Annotated in this window: 12 protein-coding genes; 4 read left to right on the forward strand and 8 right to left on the reverse strand. The window is 73.0% G+C overall.

Annotation, left to right across the window (positions count from 1 at the left end; all coding sequences use genetic code 11):
- The first annotated feature begins 103 nt into the window (after nt 1-103).
- Nucleotides 104-1,546 carry a regulator gene (locus tag ACZ5GP_RS04305; RefSeq protein ID WP_468749323.1) on the forward strand — a complete coding sequence of 481 codons (1,443 nt, stop codon included), beginning with the start codon at nt 104-106 and terminating at the stop codon, nt 1,544-1,546.
- A gap of 42 nt (nt 1,547-1,588) precedes the next feature.
- On the opposite strand, the gene ACZ5GP_RS04310 is transcribed toward ACZ5GP_RS04305, so the two are convergent.
- Together ACZ5GP_RS04310 and ACZ5GP_RS04315 are read right to left on the reverse strand one after the other, a co-directional pair.
- Nucleotides 1,589-2,995 carry an NAD(P)/FAD-dependent oxidoreductase gene (locus tag ACZ5GP_RS04310; protein WP_468749324.1) on the reverse strand — a complete coding sequence of 469 codons (1,407 nt, stop codon included), beginning with the start codon at nt 2,993-2,995 and terminating at the stop codon, nt 1,589-1,591.
- 174 nt (nt 2,996-3,169) lie between these two features.
- Complete coding sequence (locus tag ACZ5GP_RS04315) at nt 3,170-4,105, reverse strand: TIGR01777 family oxidoreductase (RefSeq protein ID WP_468749325.1); 936 nt, start codon at nt 4,103-4,105, stop codon at nt 3,170-3,172.
- A gap of 132 nt (nt 4,106-4,237) precedes the next feature.
- Between ACZ5GP_RS04315 and ACZ5GP_RS04320 the strand changes: the two genes are divergently transcribed.
- Both ACZ5GP_RS04320 and ACZ5GP_RS04325 read left to right on the forward strand, forming a co-directional pair.
- On the forward strand, nt 4,238-4,726 hold the full coding sequence (locus tag ACZ5GP_RS04320; RefSeq protein WP_468749326.1) for a GNAT family N-acetyltransferase: 489 nt from the start codon (nt 4,238-4,240) through the stop codon (nt 4,724-4,726).
- Between the two features lie 98 nt (nt 4,727-4,824).
- The gene (locus ACZ5GP_RS04325) at nt 4,825-5,982 is read left to right on the forward strand and encodes a PP2C family protein-serine/threonine phosphatase (protein WP_468749327.1); all 1,158 of its coding nucleotides are present in this window, start codon (nt 4,825-4,827) and stop codon (nt 5,980-5,982) included.
- Nucleotides 5,983-6,009: 27 nt separating this feature from the next.
- On the opposite strand, the gene ACZ5GP_RS04330 is transcribed toward ACZ5GP_RS04325, so the two are convergent.
- Nucleotides 6,010-6,531: a DUF4240 domain-containing protein gene (locus ACZ5GP_RS04330; RefSeq protein ID WP_468749680.1), complete on the reverse strand. Its 522-nt coding sequence runs from the start codon at nt 6,529-6,531 to the stop codon at nt 6,010-6,012.
- A 133-nt stretch (nt 6,532-6,664) separates the two neighbouring features.
- Between ACZ5GP_RS04330 and ACZ5GP_RS04335 the strand changes: the two genes are divergently transcribed.
- Nucleotides 6,665-7,612, forward strand: a complete 948-nt coding sequence (locus tag ACZ5GP_RS04335) for an SDR family oxidoreductase (RefSeq protein ID WP_468749328.1) — start codon at nt 6,665-6,667, stop codon at nt 7,610-7,612.
- Nucleotides 7,613-7,630: 18 nt separating this feature from the next.
- Here ACZ5GP_RS04335 and ACZ5GP_RS04340 read toward each other — a convergent pair whose 3' ends face one another.
- From ACZ5GP_RS04340 to lpdA, 5 genes are all read right to left on the reverse strand, one after another.
- Nucleotides 7,631-8,602: a helix-turn-helix transcriptional regulator gene (locus tag ACZ5GP_RS04340; RefSeq protein WP_468749329.1), complete on the reverse strand. Its 972-nt coding sequence runs from the start codon at nt 8,600-8,602 to the stop codon at nt 7,631-7,633.
- Between the two features lie 144 nt (nt 8,603-8,746).
- On the reverse strand, nt 8,747-11,443 hold the full coding sequence (gene aceE / locus ACZ5GP_RS04345) for a pyruvate dehydrogenase (acetyl-transferring), homodimeric type (RefSeq protein WP_468749330.1): 2,697 nt from the start codon (nt 11,441-11,443) through the stop codon (nt 8,747-8,749).
- Nucleotides 11,444-11,753: 310 nt separating this feature from the next.
- The gene (locus tag ACZ5GP_RS04350; protein ID WP_468749331.1) at nt 11,754-12,377 is read right to left on the reverse strand and encodes a GntR family transcriptional regulator; all 624 of its coding nucleotides are present in this window, start codon (nt 12,375-12,377) and stop codon (nt 11,754-11,756) included.
- A 138-nt stretch (nt 12,378-12,515) separates the two neighbouring features.
- Nucleotides 12,516-14,321 carry a 2-oxoglutarate dehydrogenase, E2 component, dihydrolipoamide succinyltransferase gene (sucB, locus tag ACZ5GP_RS04355; RefSeq protein ID WP_468749332.1) on the reverse strand — a complete coding sequence of 602 codons (1,806 nt, stop codon included), beginning with the start codon at nt 14,319-14,321 and terminating at the stop codon, nt 12,516-12,518.
- A gap of 98 nt (nt 14,322-14,419) precedes the next feature.
- Nucleotides 14,420-15,808, reverse strand: a complete 1,389-nt coding sequence (lpdA, locus tag ACZ5GP_RS04360) for a dihydrolipoyl dehydrogenase (protein WP_468749333.1) — start codon at nt 15,806-15,808, stop codon at nt 14,420-14,422.
- Nucleotides 15,809-15,856 lie beyond the last annotated feature (48 nt).

Genomic DNA, 15,856 nt, shown 5'->3' on the forward strand with positions numbered 1-15,856 from the left:
CGAAGGTGCCTGCGCGGACTGTGATGGCCGTTACATTCGCGCCGTTCACGAGGCCATAAGGGCTGCTCAAGGCAGGTCCGGAAGGCAGGAGACCGCACAGCCGATGACGGAACGACCCCCGCAGCGCACTCCCAACCGCCAGCTAGCCGCGCTCATCTCGGAAGCCGGGTTCTCCCATGCGGGCCTCGCGCGCCGCGTCGATCAGCTCGGGCTCGAACACGGTCTCGACCTGCGGTACGACAAGACGTCCGTGACCCGCTGGCTGCGTGGCCAGCAGCCCAGAGGCACCACACCCGCGCTGATCGCCGAGGTCTTCACCAGACGTCTCGGGCGGCGCCTGTCCGCCCAGGACCTCGGGCTGGACGCGTGCGCGCCGGTGTACGCCGGGCTCGAATTCGCGGCCACCCCGGAAGAGGCCGTCGACATCGTCGGCGGACTGTGGCGCAAGGACTCCGGCAGCCACGCCGAGCTGCGGAAGATCGCGTTCACCCCGGCCGGGCTCGTCGTGCCCAGCCGGGACTGGCTGATCGGCCGGGCCGACGAACGCGTCGGCCGCGGCGAGCCCGACCCCGCCCACCGTGTGCCCGCCCAGGGCCGCCCCGGGGTGCCCCGCCAGCGCAGGGAGCCCGACCGCGGCCCCGGACAGCGCGTCACCAACGGCGACATCGCGGCCCTGCGCTCGGTCGGCGAGCTGTTCCGCGCCCTCGACCACACCTACGGCGGCGGCCACGCCCGCCAGGCCCTCGTCCGCTACCTGGAACACGAGGCGGAGCCGATGCTGCGCGGCACCTACGGCGAGCAGGCCGGGCGGCGGCTCTTCGGCGCCGCCGCCGACCTGACCCGCCTCGCGGGCTGGACGTCGTACGACATCGCCGCCCACGGACTGGCCCAGCGGTACTACGTCCAGGCGCTGCGCCTCTCGCAGGCGGCGGGCGACCGGGCGTACGGCTCCTACGTCCTGGTCACGATGAGCCGCCAGGCCGTCTACCTCGGGCACGGGCGGGAGGCCGTGCAGCTCGCGCGGGTGGCCCAGCAGGGCGTCGGCTCCGCCGCGCCGCCCGTCGTGCAGTCCCTGCTGTACGCCGCCGAGGCGCGCGGCCACGGCGTGCTCGGCGAGGCGCGGGCCTGCACGGCCTCCCTGGTGCGGGCCGAGCGCTCGCTGGAGGCGTCCCGGCCGGGCGACGAGGTGCCGTACTGGGCCCGCTTCTTCGACGAGGCGCAGCTGGCCGACGAGCAGGGGCACTGCTACCGCGACCTCCAGCAGTACCGCGTCGCGGCCCAGCACGCCGAGCGCTCCCTGCAACTGCGCGCCCCCGGCTTCGCGCGCAGCCGCCTGTTCTGCCGGGTGGTGCTCGCCACGGCCCGGCTCGGCCTCGGCGAACTGGAGCAGGCGTGCCTGCTGGGTGCCGAGGCGGCCCAGGCGGCCGGCGAGATGCGGTCGGCACGGGCCCATGAGTACGTACGCGATTTCGAGCGCCGCCTTGAGCCGTACCGGGACGCGGCGCCCGTGCGGGGGTACCGCGACAAGGTGGCGGCACTGGGCTGAGCCGCACGCCCCCCACGTTCGAGCGCTGGGTGCGCCCGGGGCTCAGGCCGCGGCCGGGAGGGAGGCGTCCTGGGCGTGCGCCGGAGCGAGGCCGAAGTCCATGAGCACGGCGTGCGCCGCGCGCCGGCCGGAGTGCAGCGCGCCCTGCACGGTGCTGGTGTCCCGGTGGTCCCCGCAGACGTAGAGCCCCGAGAGCAGCCGGACCGGGCGGCGCGGGTCGTGCGGCGGTGGCATCGCGGGCACCGCCTCGCGCGTGTGGTGGACGGCGAGCAGTTCCCAGCGGTCGGTCGGGGTGCCGTACAGGGCGGCGAGATGCGCGCGGACCGTCCGCTCGTCGGGCGGTGGGCCGAGCACCGTCGAGGAGACGAGGACGCGGTCGGCGGGCGCCCGTGAGGGGTCCACGCGGCTGATGACGGCCGTGTGCGCGACGGGGCCCGCGCGGTCGGCGTCCAGGAGGAGCGCGGGCCCGTCCAGCGGCGGCTCCGGGGCGGTGTGGTGCACCACCGTCAGCTCGTGGAACGGCGGGACGCGCAGGCCCGGCAGCAGCTCGGCGGCCGCGCGGGCGTCGGTGGCGAGCAGCACGGCACGGCAGGCGACCTCGCCGTGCTCGGCGGTGGTGACGGACGTGGTGGAGACCGCCGTGACACGGACGCCGGTGCGGACCGTGCCCGGCGGCAGCGTGGCGGCGAGCCGTTCGGGCAGGACCTCCGCGCCACCCTCCGGCACACAGAGTCGGCCGCGCGCGAAGGCGTGCAGGGCGAGGTCGGCGCACCGGCTGGAGGTGGTCAGACCGGGGTCGCAGAGCAGCGCGGAGAGCAGTGGGCGCAGAAACCCGTTGATGGTGCGCGAGGGCAGGCCGCGCGCGGAGAGGGCCTGGGCGGCGGGGAGCTCGGGGCGGGACAGGAGCCGCTCGACGGGGGTCGCCGCCAGGCGGGCGAGCGCGGCCCCGAGCCGGGCCTGGTCGAGCGGACCGCCGAGGGGAGCGGTGCCACGGGATGTGATGCCACGGGACGCGGTGCCTCGGGATGTGATGCCACGGGACGCGGTGCCTCGTGCCGGGGTGCTTCCGCGCGATGCCGTGCGGGGGGCGCTCGCCAGGGCGCGCGCTGCGGTGAGTGCGCCCCTCGCGCTCCGTCCGGGCAGGGGCTCCGCCACGCGGTGGTGGCGGCCGTCGCTGTGCACCAGCAGGCCCGGCGCGAAGGGCCGCAGGACGAGGGAGTCGAGCCCCGGGGTGCGGCGCAGTTCGGAGTAGGAGGTGATGAGCAACTGTCCGATCCGGTCGAGCCGGAACCCGTCGACCTTGTCGGTCGACATCCGGCCGCCCACGCAAGGGGCGGCCTCCAGGACGAGGGTCGGCACACCGGCGCTGGTCAGCCGGTGCGCGGCCGCGAGCCCCGCGGCCCCGGCCCCCACGATGACGACATCCGCATGGTGCGCAGGCTCAAGCACGTGCCCTCCCAGAGGTCGCGCGGCTGGTGGGGAGCTGATGCCCTCGGCGGGGCCCAGGAATCCCCGACTTCGGCACGAGGGTAGGAGCGGCACCGTCCGGGGGCAGTCGCGCACGGACCGGGCACGGTCGCACGCGGGTCGCACACCGGGTGCCCCTCTGCGGAGTACGGCCGACTACCGCAGCGCCGCCCGGATCGCGTCCTCGATGTCGGGGAACGCGAAGACGAAGCCGGACTCCAGCAGGCGCCTCGGCAGCACCCGCTGGCTGCCGAGGACGTCCCCGGCCATCTCGCCCAGCACCAGGCGCAGCGCGGGCGAGGGGGCCGTGAGGAGCGTGGGGCGCTTCAGTACCCGCCCCATGGCGGCCGTCACCTCGCGGTTGGTGCGCGGGTGGGGCGCGGTGAGGTTGACGGGGCCGGACAGCGTCCCGGTGTCCAGGAGGTGGCGCAGCGCCGCCACCTCGTCGTGCAGGGAGATGTGGCTCCAGTACTGCCTGCCGTCCCCGAGGCGCCCGCCGAGCCCCGCCTTGAAGAGCGGGAAGAGCCGCCCCCAGGCGCCGCCCTCGCGGCCCACCACCAGGCCGTTGCGGGCCAGGACGGTGCGGATGCCCGCCTCCTGGGCGGCGGCGGTCGCGGCCTCCCACTCGACGCACAGCGCCGGCAGGAAGCCCTCCCCGGCGGGCGCGCTCTCGTCCACCGCGCGCTGACCGGTGTCTCCGTAGTAGCCGATCGCGCTCGCGTTCAGGAACACCCGGGGCGGCTCGTCGAGCGAGGCCACCGCGGCGGCCAGCGCGGCCGTGCCGAGGACCCGGCTGTCGCGCAGCTCCCGCTTGTAGGCGTCCGTCCAACGGTGGTCGCCGATCCCCGCGCCCGCGAGGTTGACGACCGCGGAGCAGCCTACGAGCCCGGCCGTGTCGACGTACCCCTCCTTGGGGTCCCAGCGCACCTCGTCCGGGGTGCGGGGCGCTCTGCGCACGAGCCGGACCACCTCGTGCCCGTCCGCGGCGAGGGAGCGCGTGAGCGCCGTGCCGATGAGCCCGGAGGCGCCGGCGACGGCCACCCGGGACGGCTGCGGGGAACGCGTCGGCTGTGTGGGTTCCATGGGTCCCATCCTGCCCCCGAACCCCGGGAAGAGGCCTGCGGACGCCCGGCCGGGACGCCGGGTCGGGACGCAGGGAAGGGGCACGGCGGGGACTGGCCGGAACGCCACGAGGGCGCGGGATGATCGCCGTACAGTGGCGCCATGACGGCCCCGCACATACGCATCGCGCTGCCCGAGGACGACGACGCCCTCGCCCGTCTGGACCGCGCCGCCTGGTCCACGCTGCACGCGGTCCAGCCCCGCCCCGAGCCTCCCTACGAGCCCTTCTTCGACGACCGCTCCGGCCCCGGCGACCACCTCGTCGCCGAACTGGACGGGCGGCTCGTCGGCTATGTGAAGCTCGGCTTCCCCACCCCGCTCCTCGTCAACGCGCACGTACGCCAGATCCAGGGCTTCGTGGTCGCCGAGGAGGCACGCGGCAAAGGGGTCGGCAGTCGGCTGATACGGGCGGCCATGGACGAGGCGCGCCGCCAGGGCGCGGTCCGCATCACCCTGCGGGTGCTCGGGCACAACACCCCGGCCCGACGGCTGTACGAGGCGGAGGGCTTTGTGACCGAGGGCGTGCTGCCCGGCGAGTTCCTGCTGGACGGCGGGTACGTGGACGACGTCCTCATGGGCCGCTCCCTGTGACTGCCCCCGGGGAATCCCGGCCCGCCGCCACACGGGTCCGGGCACCCGAAGGACCGGCCCGGCGTGCGGTGGCCCCTCGCGCGTAGGAGCGTGAGGTAATGATCAGGGCTGCGGCGAGACGTCGTGACGCGGAGGAGCGCGACTGGCTGCTGCGCGGCACGCCGCCCCCGCCCTGGGTGCGCTGGCCGCCGCCGCTGCTCCTCGTCGCGATCATCCTGGTCCAGCTGATCACGCCGAAGACGGTGGAGCTGAGCTTCCTGGTCGCGGCCGTCCCGCCGCTGGCCGCCCTGTCGTACGGGCCCGCCGCCACCGCGCTGCTCGGCGGCGTCGTGGTCGCGCTGCTCACCCTGCCGGGCTTCGGGCTCGGCCGTCCCGGCAACAGCGACGCGCTGACGATCACCTTCATCGCGCTGCTCAGCATCCTCTTCGCGTGGGTGCGCAGCCGCCGCGAGGCCCAGCTCGTCACGGTCCGCACCGTCGCCGAGGCGGCCCAGTTCGCGGTCCTGCCGCCGCTGCCGGAACGGGTCGGCCGGGTGCGGTGTGCCGGCCTCTACCAGGCCGCCGAGCACGAGTCCCTCGTCGGCGGCGACTTCTTCGACGTACGCAGGGGCCCGGGAGCCGTCCGGGCCCTGATCGGCGATGTGCAGGGCCACGGGCTCACGGCCGTCGGCACGGTCGCCGCGCTGCTCGGCGCCTTCCGCGAGGCGGTCCTCGACCAGCCCGACCTCCAGGGCGTCGCCGGGCGCCTGGACCGCAGGCTCGTCGTGGACTCGGCGGACGACGAGCACGCCGAGCTGTTCGCCACGGCGGTACTCCTGGAGTTCCCGGACGACTCCTCGTGCGTACGCGTCGTCTCCTGCGGCCACCCGGCGCCGCTGCTGCTGCGCGGGCCCGAGGTCACCGAGCTCGCCGTGGCGGCCGGCCCCCCGCTCGGCCTCGGCATCGCGGGCCTGGCCCCGCCCGAGCAGCTGACGGTGCCACTGCTCGCCGGGGACCGGCTGCTCGGTCTGACCGACGGGGTGAGCGAGGCGCGGGACGCGTCCGGCGCGTTCTACCCGCTGGCCGAGCGCCTCAGCGAGCTGATCAAGTCCGACCCCGGGATCCTGGACGACCCGGCGGAGCTGACCGAGCGGATGTGGGCGGACGTGGTGCGGTACGCCGGGACGGTACGGGACGACGTGACGATGATGGTGTTCGCGCCGGAGGCGGACGGCCAGGAGGTCTGCGAGCCGAGCCGTGGGGCCGATCCGGAATGATCAGGCCGCAGTGATCAGCCTGCCTGGTCACTCCGCCATGAAGCGGGCCCACAGCTTCGGATAGCGCTCCGCCAGCACCGCGTCGTCCTCGAGGTCGAGCGGTGTGCCCGCCGGTTCCGGCGGGGCCGGCAGGATGCCGAGGTCCGGGGCGACGACACCGGTGAGCTGCTCGTACGCCTCGTCGGCGGCGTAACCCAGCTCCTCGCCGTCGCCGTCCAGCTCCTCGTCGAACTCGTCCAGGAGCTCGGCGAGCGCGTCGGGGTCGTGCACCGCGCCCTCGAAGACCTCCCGGCCCTGGCCGATCAGCCAGCACCGGAAGTAGTCGAACGCGTCGTCGCTCGCGCCGCCGAGCAGCACCCAGGCCGCGCCCCACAGATCCCAGCGGTAGGCGCGGTTGTAACGGGCCTCGAAGTGGCGTGCGAAGTCGAGGACGGACTCCGGGTCGTACCGCAGCAGTCTCTCGACCAGCAGCTCGGCGTGGTCCTCGGGGTCGCCGCCGGCGGCCTCGCGGGTGCTGTCCACGATCTCCCAGAACTCCGTCTCGTCCATCACGGGTCCAGCATCGGTCCTGGAGAGGGGGGACGCACGCGGAGTACGCCGGAATGCGGCTGTCTCGTTATCGCGCACATGCCGATGGAAAAACCGACAGGAGTTGTCGCCTTTTGGTGGAAGCCTCAAAGACATGGACATCACACGGCCAACGACCGACAGCACGCACCCCCTGACCGGGAAGATCGCCCTCGTCGCGGGCGCCACGCGCGGCGCGGGCCGCGCCATGGCCGTCGAACTGGGCCGCGCCGGCGCCACCGTGTACGTGACCGGGCGGACCACGCGCGAGCACCTCAGCGAGACCGGCCGCGGCACCGAGACCATCGAGGGGACCGCCGAGCTGGTCCGGGCCGCGGGCGGCACGGGCATCGCCGTACCCACCGACCACCTGGAACCCGACCAGGTCGAGGCGCTCGTCGAGCGGATCGACCGCGAGCAGGGCCGCCTGGACATCCTCGTCAACGACATCTGGGGCGGCGACCTCCACGTCGAATGGGACAAGAAGATGTGGGAGCACGACCTCGGCAAAGGGCTGCGCGTCCTGCGCCTCGGCGTCGAGACCCACATCGTCACCAGCCGGTACGCGCTGCCGCTCCTCGTCAGGAACCCCGGCGGCCTGATCGTCGAGGTCACCGACGGCACCGCCGAGTACAACGGCCCCCGCTACCGCAAGCCCTTCTACTACGACCTCGCCAAGGCCGCCCCGCTGCGCATGGCCCGCGACCTCGCCGAGGAGGTCGCCGATTACGGCTGCACGGCGCTCTGCCTCACCCCCGGCTGGCTCCGCTCGGAGGCCATGCTCGACACCCACTTCAAGGTGACCGAGGACGACTGGCGCGCGGGCTGCACGCAGAACCCGCACTTCGCGATCTCCGAGACGCCCGCCTTCGTGGGCCGCGCCCTCGTCGCGCTCGCCGCCGACCCCGGCGTGGCACGGCACAACGGCGCCTCGCTCTCCAGCGGCGGCCTCGCCAAGGAGTACGGCTTCACGGACGTGGACGGCTCGGCGCCCGACGCCTGGCGCTACCTCACCGAGGTCGACCAGGAGAGCGACACCGCGGACGTCACCGGCTACCGGTAGCCGAGCACCGGTGGCCGGCTACCGGTAGAGCGCCGCCGAGCGTGCCGCCGCCTGTGCGAACCGCTCGCGCAGGGGGGCGGGTTCGAGCACTTCCGCCTCCGGGCCGAGCGCCATGAGCTGGGCGTACGCCACGTCGTCGTTCTCGACGGGCAGGGTGACCGTCACCCGGCCCGCCGCGTCGGGGGCGCCCGCCGACTTCATGGCCTCGGCCGCCACCACCCGGTCGGTCGCGTACGGGAGCTGCCGTACGCCCGCCTCGGTGAGCCGCACCACGACCTCGGACCGCAGGATCGCCCGCGCGAACTGCGCCGCCCGCTCCTCCCAGAAGCCCGGCAGGTCGAACCCCTCGTCCCGTACGAAGCGTTCGTCGCCGACGGTGACCTCGGTGAACCTGTCGATGCGGTACACGCGGTGCGTGCCGTCGTCGGGGACGCGGGCGCACACGTACCAGACGCCCGCCTTGAGCACGAGCCCGTACGGTTCGAGCTCCCGCTCCACCTCCGACTCCTGGCGGCGGTAGCGGGCGGTGACCCGGCGGTCGTCCCACACCGCCTCCGCGACGGCGGGCAGCAGCTCGGGGGCGGGCGTCTCCTTGAACCAGCCCGGCGCGTCCAGGTGGAAGCGTTGGGCCGCGTTCTGCGGGGCGTCCCTGAGGGAGGGCATGAGCGCGGCCGAGACCTTCAGGCGGGCCGCCGAGGCGGCGTCCGCCAGGCCCATCTCCCGCAGGGCACCCGGCACTCCGGACAGGAACAGGGCCTCCGCCTCGTCGCGGCCGAGGCCCGTCAGACGGGTGCGGTAGCCGCCGATCAGGCGGTAGCCGCCGGTGCGGCCGCGGTCGGCGTAGACGGGGACACCCGCCTCTGACAGGGCCTGCGCGTCCCTGGTGATGGTCCGCTCGGAGACCTCCAGCTCGGCGGCCAGTTCCGCGGCGGTCATGGAGGGGCGGGACTGGAGCAGGAGCACCATCTTGATGAGGCGGGCAGCGCGCATGGGTCCATCATGCGGGGCGCTGCGCTGCGCTGGGCGGGGGTGTCTCCTGGGCCGCCGCTTCGCGGCGGATGTTTTCCCGCCCACCCGCCCGATTGCCCGGCGATACCGGGTGAACGGGTGGGTGGGCGGGAGACGTCGGGAGGGCTACAGGCCGTACTTGGCCCGTGCCTCCTTCACCGCCGACGCCGGCACCTCGCCCCGCCGGGCAAGCTGCGCCAGCGCCGCGACGACGATCGACTCCGCGTCGACGCCGAAGTGGCGGCGGGCCGCGTCCCGGGTGTCGGAGAGGCCGAAGCCGTCCGCGCCGAGCGAGGAGTAGTCCTGCTCGACCCACTGGGCGATCTGGTCGGGGACCTGACGCATGTAGTCGGAGACGGCGAGGACAGGGCCCTGCGCGCCTTCGAGCGCCGTACGGAGGTACGGGGTGCGCTCCTCGCCCCGCAGCAGCGCCTCGTCCGCCTCCAGGGCGTCCCGGCGCAGCTCCGTCCAGGAGGTGGCGGACCATACGTCCGCGGCCACGCTCCACTCCTCGGCCAGCATCTTCTGCGCGGCGAGCGTCCAGTGGATGGCCGTACCGGAGCCGAGCAGCTGGATGCGCGGGGCGTCGGAGGCGGGGGAGAGGCCGGCCGACTCCGCCGTGTTGAAGCGGTAGAGGCCGCGCACGATGCCCTCGTCGACGCCCGCGGGCTTCGCGGGCTGCGGCATCGGCTCGTTGTAGACGGTGAGGTAGTAGAAGACGTTCTGGTCCTCGCCGGGCAGCGCCTCGCCGTACATGCGGCGCAGACCGTCCTTGACGATCGCGGCGACCTCGTAGGCGAACGCCGGGTCGTAGGTCAGGGCGGCCGGGTTGGTGGCCGCGATGACCGGCGAGTGGCCGTCCGCGTGCTGGAGGCCCTCACCCGTCAGCGTCGTACGACCGGCCGTGGCGCCGACGAGGAAGCCGCGGCCGAGCTGGTCGCCGAGCTGCCACATCTGGTCGGCGGTGCGCTGCCAGCCGAACATGGAGTAGAAGATGTAGAAGGGGATCATCGCCTCGCCGTGAGTGGCGTACGACGACGACGCGGCGATGAAGTCCGCCATCGAACCGGCCTCGGTGATCCCCTCGTTGAGGATCTGGCCGTCCTTGGCCTCCTTGTAGTACATCAGCTGGTCGCGGTCGACCGGCTCGTACGTCTGGCCCTTGGGCGAGTAGATGCCGAGGGAGGGGAAGAGCGACTCCATGCCGAAGGTGCGCGCCTCGTCGGGGACGATCGGCACCCAGCGCTTGCCGGTCTCCTTGTCGCGTACGAGGTCCTTGACCAGGCGTACGAAGGCCATGGTCGTCGCCACCGACTGCGAGCCGGAGCCCTTGTCGAACGCGGCGAACGCCTTGTCGGCGGGGGCGGGCAGCGGGGCGAGCGGCTGCGTGCGGCGGGCCGGGGCGGGGCCGCCGAGGGCCGCGCGGCGCTCCTGGAGGTAGCGGACCTCGGGGGAGTCGGCGCCGGGGTGGCCGTAGGGCACCTGGCCGTCGACGAACGCGCTGTCCGGGATCGGCAGGTCGAGCCGGTCCCGCATGTCCTTGAACTCGTCCACCGTCAGCTTCTTCATCTGGTGGTTGGCGTTCTTGGACTCGAAGCCCTTGCCGAGGGTGAAGCCCTTGACCGTCTGCGCGAGGATCACGGTCGGCGCGCCCTTGTGGGTGAGCGCCGCGCGGTAGGCCGCGTACACCTTGCGGGCCTCGTGGCCGCCGCGCGAGAGGTGGAAGCACTCGCTGATCTTGTCGTCGCTCAGCAGCCTGCCCAGCTCCACGAGCGCCGGCTCGGAGCCGAAGAAGTGCTCGCGTATGTAGGCGGCGTCGCGCGTGGCGTACGTCTGGAACTGCGCGTCCGGCACTTCGCGCAGGCGACGGACCAGGGCGCCCGTGGTGTCGAGTTGGAACAGCTCGTCCCAGGCGTTGCCCCACAGGACCTTGACGACGTTCCAGCCGGCGCCGCGGAACTGGGCCTCCAGCTCCTGCACCACGCGGAAGTTGGCGCGGACCGGGCCGTCGAGGCGCTGGAGGTTGCAGTTGATGACGTAGGTGAGGTTGTCGAGGCCCTCGCGGGCGGCCAGGGCGAGGGCCGCCGTCGACTCGGGCTCGTCCATCTCGCCGTCACCGAGGAACGCCCACACGTGCGAGGCGGAGACGTCCTTGATGCCGCGGTTGGTGAGGTAGCGGTTGAAGCGCGCCTGGTAGATGGCGGAGAGCGGGCCGAGGCCCATCGACACCGTCGGGAACTCCCACAGCCAGGGCAGGCGGCGCGGGTGCGGGTAGGAGGGCAGGCCGTCGCCGCCGGACTCGCGCCGGAAGTTGTCGAGCTGCGCCTCGTTCAGGCGGCCGTCGAGGAAGGCGCGGGCGTAGATACCGGGGGAGGCGTGGCCCTGGATGTACAGCTGGTCACCGGAACCGTCGCCCTCCTTGCCCTTGAAGAAGTGGTTGAAGCCGGTCTCGTACAGCCAGGCCGCCGACGCGAAGGTCGCGATGTGGCCGCCGACGCCGTGCTTGGCACCGCGGGTGACCATCGCGGCCGCGTTCCAGCGGTTCCACGCGGTGATCTTCCGCTCCATCTCCTCGTCGCCGTCGATCGCCGGCTCGGCGGAGGTGGGGATGGTGTTGACGTAATCGGTCTCGAGGAGCTTGGGCAGCGCCAGGCCCGCGCCCTCGGCGCGCTCCAGCGTGCGGCGCATCAGGTACGCGGCACGGTGCGGCCCGGCCGCCTGGGTAACGGCGTCCAGGGAGGCCTGCCATTCGGCGGTCTCCTCCGGGTCGCGGTCCGGGAGCTGGTCGAGCTCGCTCGGCTGGATTGCGGAGGGGTCGGTCATTGCGCCGCCTTCCTGAGTCGGAGGGGGTCCCCTGTTTCGGTAAGGGGTGGGGGTGCCTTGTCTGGCAGGACAGGGCGTGCGGCGCTGATGCGGAACATTGGTGTGGGTCCGCCTCAGGGCCACCGCCGACTGTAAGCCCGTGATCGATGATCGATCAAAGCGTTCGACGAAAAACTTTCCCGGAACGCGAAAGTCGGCATCCGGTGCCAGCGAAAAGGGCACCGGGTGCCTTCGATTTGAAGGAAATCGAGGGGAGTCCGCGCAGGTGGGAGCACGTTTGCGGCCCCCGCCTCACGCATGAGCGCGTCGGTCAGGCGCGCGGCGCGCAGCCGAGGACGTGCGCCTTGACCAGCTCCGCGATCGCGGGGTCCCGGCGCCGGAAGGCCGTGACGAGGGCCTCGTGCTCCTCCGCGTACGACTGCTGGACCGTGCCGAGCCACCGGATGGACAGCGCCGTGAAGACCTCGATGCCGAGGCCCTCCCAGGTGTGCAGGAGCACCGAGTTGTCCGCGGCCCGCACCAGCTCCCGGTGGAAGGCGACCGTGTGCCGCACCTGCCCGGTGCCGTCGGCGGCGCGGTCCGCCTCGTAGAGGGCCGCGACATGGGGTTCCAGGGCCGAGCAGTCCTCGGCCAGCCGCTCCGCCGCCAGCTCCGCGGCGATCGCCTCCAGGCCCGCCCTGACCGGGTAGCTCTCCTCCAGGTCGGCGGCCGTCAAGTTCCGTACGCGCACACCCTTGTTGGGCGCCGACTCGATGAGCCGCAACGTCTCCAGCTCGCGCAGCGCCTCCCGCACCGGGGTCTGCGAGACCTCCAGCTCCACGGCGATCCGCCGCTCCACGATGCGCTCGCCCGGCTTCCAGCGCCCGCTGACGATCCCCTCCACGATGTGCTCGCGGATCTGTTCGCGCAGCGAGTGAACGACGGGCGCGGTCATGAGAGCTCCTCCGGCGGGGGCTGCGGGCCCCAAGGGCGTGTGACCCCTAGACAATACGGCGACGCCCCCGTCCGGAGTCCTCCGGACGGGGGCGTACGCGCTGATGAGACGAGTGTTACAGCCTCACCTTCGACCTGACTACAGGCCGAGCTCGACCTCGAACTCGCCGGCTTCCAGGATCGCCTTGACGGCGGTCAGGTAGCGGGCGGCGTCGGCGCCGTCGACCAGGCGGTGGTCGTAGGACAGCGACAGGTACGTCATGTCCCGCACGGCGATGGTCTCGCCGAGGTCGGGGTGGTTGATGACGACCGGACGCTTGACGGTGGCGCCGATGCCGAGGATGGCGGCCTGGTTCGGCGGCACGATGACCGTGTCGAACAGGGCGCCGCGCGAGCCGGTGTTGGAGATCGTGAAGGTGGCGCCGGACATGTCGTCCGGGGTGAGGCCACCACCACGGGCCTTGCCGGCCAGCTCGGCGGTCTTCTTGGAGATGCCGGCGATGTTCAGGTCGCCCGCACCCTTGATGACCGGCGTCATCAGACCCTTCTCGGCGTCCACGGCGATGCCGATGTTCTCCGAGTCGAAGTACGTGATGGTGCCTTCGTCGTCGTTGATCCGGGCGTTGATGACCGGGTGGGCCTTCAGCGCCTGGGCGGCGGCCTTGACGAAGAACGGCATCGGGGACAGCTTGACGCCCTCACGGGCGGCGAAGGCGTCCTTGGCCTTGGCGCGCAGCTTCATCAGCTTGGTGATGTCGACCTCGACGACCGAGGTCAGCTGGGCCTGCGAGTGCAGGGCCTTCATCATGTTGTCGCCGATGACCTTGCGCATGCGGGTCATCTTGACGGTCTGACCGCGCAGCGGGGACGTCTCCAGGGCCGGGGCCTTGGGGGCGCTCGGCGCGGCGGCGGCCGGGGCCGGGGCGGCCTGCTTGGCCTCGGCGGCGGCGATGACGTCCTGCTTGCGGATGCGGCCGCCGACGCCGGTGCCCTTGACCTCGGAGAGGTTCACGTCGTTCTCGGAGGCCAGCTTGCGGACCAGCGGGGTCACGTACGCGCCGTCGTCGGCCGGGGTGGGCCGGGCCGGGGCGGCGGGAGCCGACGGGGCCGGGGCCGCGGCCTTGGCCGGAGCCGGAGCGGCAGCGGCGGGCGCGGCCGGGGCGGCGGGCGCCTCGGCCTTGGCCGGAGCCTCCTGCTTCGGGGCCTCCTGCTGGGGAGCCTCCTGCTTCGGGGCTTCCTGCGCGGGGGCTTCCTGCTTGGGGGCCTCCTGCTGCGCGGGGGCGGCCGGGGCCTCCTCCTTGGCCGGAGCCGCGGCGGAACCGGGCGCGCCGACGACGGCGAGCTTGGCGCCGACCTCGGCGGTCTCGTCCTCGCCGACGACGATCTCCAGGAGCACGCCCGCGACGGGCGAGGGGATCTCGGTGTCGACCTTGTCCGTCGAGACCTCCAGGAGGGGCTCGTCGGCCGCGACCTCCTCGCCGACCTCCTTCAGCCAACGGGTGACGGTGCCCTCGGTGACGCTCTCGCCGAGCGCCGGCAGGGTGACCTCGGTGCCCTCGGCGGAACCGCCGGACTGCGCCGGGGCGGCGGGCGCCTCGGCCTGGGCGGGGGCCTCCTGCTGCTCGGGGGCGGCCGGAGCCTCCTCCTGGGCGGGGGCCGCCGGGGCCTCCTCCTGCGCCGGGGCGGCCGAGCCGCCCGCGTCGCCGGAGCCGTCGTCGATGACGGCCAGCTCGGCGCCGACCTCGACGGTCTCGTCCTCGGCGACCTTGATGGACGCCAGGATGCCGGCGGCCGGGGAGGGGATCTCGGTGTCGACCTTGTCGGTCGAGACCTCGAGCAGCGGCTCGTCGGCCTCGACGCGCTCACCCTCGGCCTTCAGCCAACGGGTGACAGTGCCCTCGGTGACGCTCTCGCCGAGCGCCGGAAGGGATACGGAAACCGCCATGGTTTCGGTTGCTCCTTACGGATGGGGACTCCCCTGCTCGAGCGAAGTCGAGAGCTTGGGGAAGCGGAAAGTCTGGTCGTCGCGCCCGGTGACTGACGTCAGTCGTGGGAGTGCAGCGGCTTGCCCGCGAGGGCCAGGTGGGCCTCGCCCAGCGCCTCGTTCTGCGTCGGGTGGGCGTGGATGAGCTGGGCGACCTCGGCCGGCAGCGCTTCCCAGTTGTAGATCAGCTGGGCCTCGCCGACCTGCTCGCCCATGCGGTCGCCCACCATGTGGACGCCCACGACGGCGCCGTCCTTGACCTGGACGAGCTTGATCTCGCCCGCGGTCTTCAGGATCTTGCTCTTGCCGTTGCCCGCGAGGTTGTACTTGAGGGCGACGACCTTGTCCGCGCCGTAGATCTCCTTGGCCTTGGCCTCGGTGATGCCCACGGAGGCGACCTCGGGGTGGCAGTACGTCACCCGGGGCACGCCGTCGTAGTCCACCGGGACGGGCTTGAGACCGGCCAGGCGCTCCGCGACCAGCATGCCCTCGGCGAAGCCGACGTGCGCGAGCTGGAGGGTCGGGACGAGGTCGCCCACGGCCGAGATGGTCGGCACGTTGGTCTGCATGTACTCGTCGACCAGGACGTAGCCGCGGTCCATGGCGACGCCCTGCTCCTCGTAGCCGAGACCGGCCGAGACCGGGCCGCGGCCGATGGCGACCAGGAGGACCTCGGCCTCGAAGGTCTTGCCGTCGGCGAGGGTGACGCGCACGCCGTCCTCGGTGTACTCGGCCTTCTCGAAGAACGTGCCGAGGTTGAACTTGATGCCGCGCTTGCGGAACGCGCGCTCGAGAAGCTTGGAGCTGTTCTCGTCCTCGACCGGCACGAGGTGCTTGAGGCCCTCGATGACCGTGACGTCGGTGCCGAAGGACTTCCACGCCGAGGCGAACTCGACGCCGATGACGCCGCCGCCCAGGATGATCGCGGACTGCGGCACGCGGTCCAGGGTCAGCGCGTGGTCCGAGGAGATGACGCGGTTGCCGTCGATCTCCAGGCCCGGCAGCGACTTCGGCACGGAGCCGGTCGCGAGCAGGACGTGGCGACCCTGGACCCGCGAGCCGTTCACGTCGACGGAGGTCGGCGAGGAGAGCTTGCCCTCGCCCTCGATGTACGTCACCTTGCGGGAGGCGACGAGACCCTGCAGGCCCTTGTAGAGGCCGGAGATCACGTCGTCCTTGTACTTGTGGACGGCCGCGATGTCGATGCCCTCGAAGGTGGCCTTCACGCCGAACTGGTCGGCCTCGCGTGCCTGGTCGGCGATCTCACCGGCGTGCAGCAGCGCCTTCGTGGGGATGCAGCCGTTGTGCAGGCAGGTGCCGCCGAGCTTGTTCTTCTCGATCAGGGCGACGTCCAGGCCCAGCTGCGCTCCGCGCAGGGCCGCGGCGTAACCGCCGCTACCGCCGCCGAGGATCACTAGGTCGAAAACGGTGCTGGCGTCGTTCGCCACGTCACGTCCTCCATGCATGTGCGCCGTACGCCGGACCCCGTGCGTGGG

Source organism: Streptomyces sp. NPDC031466 (assembly GCF_055581265.1).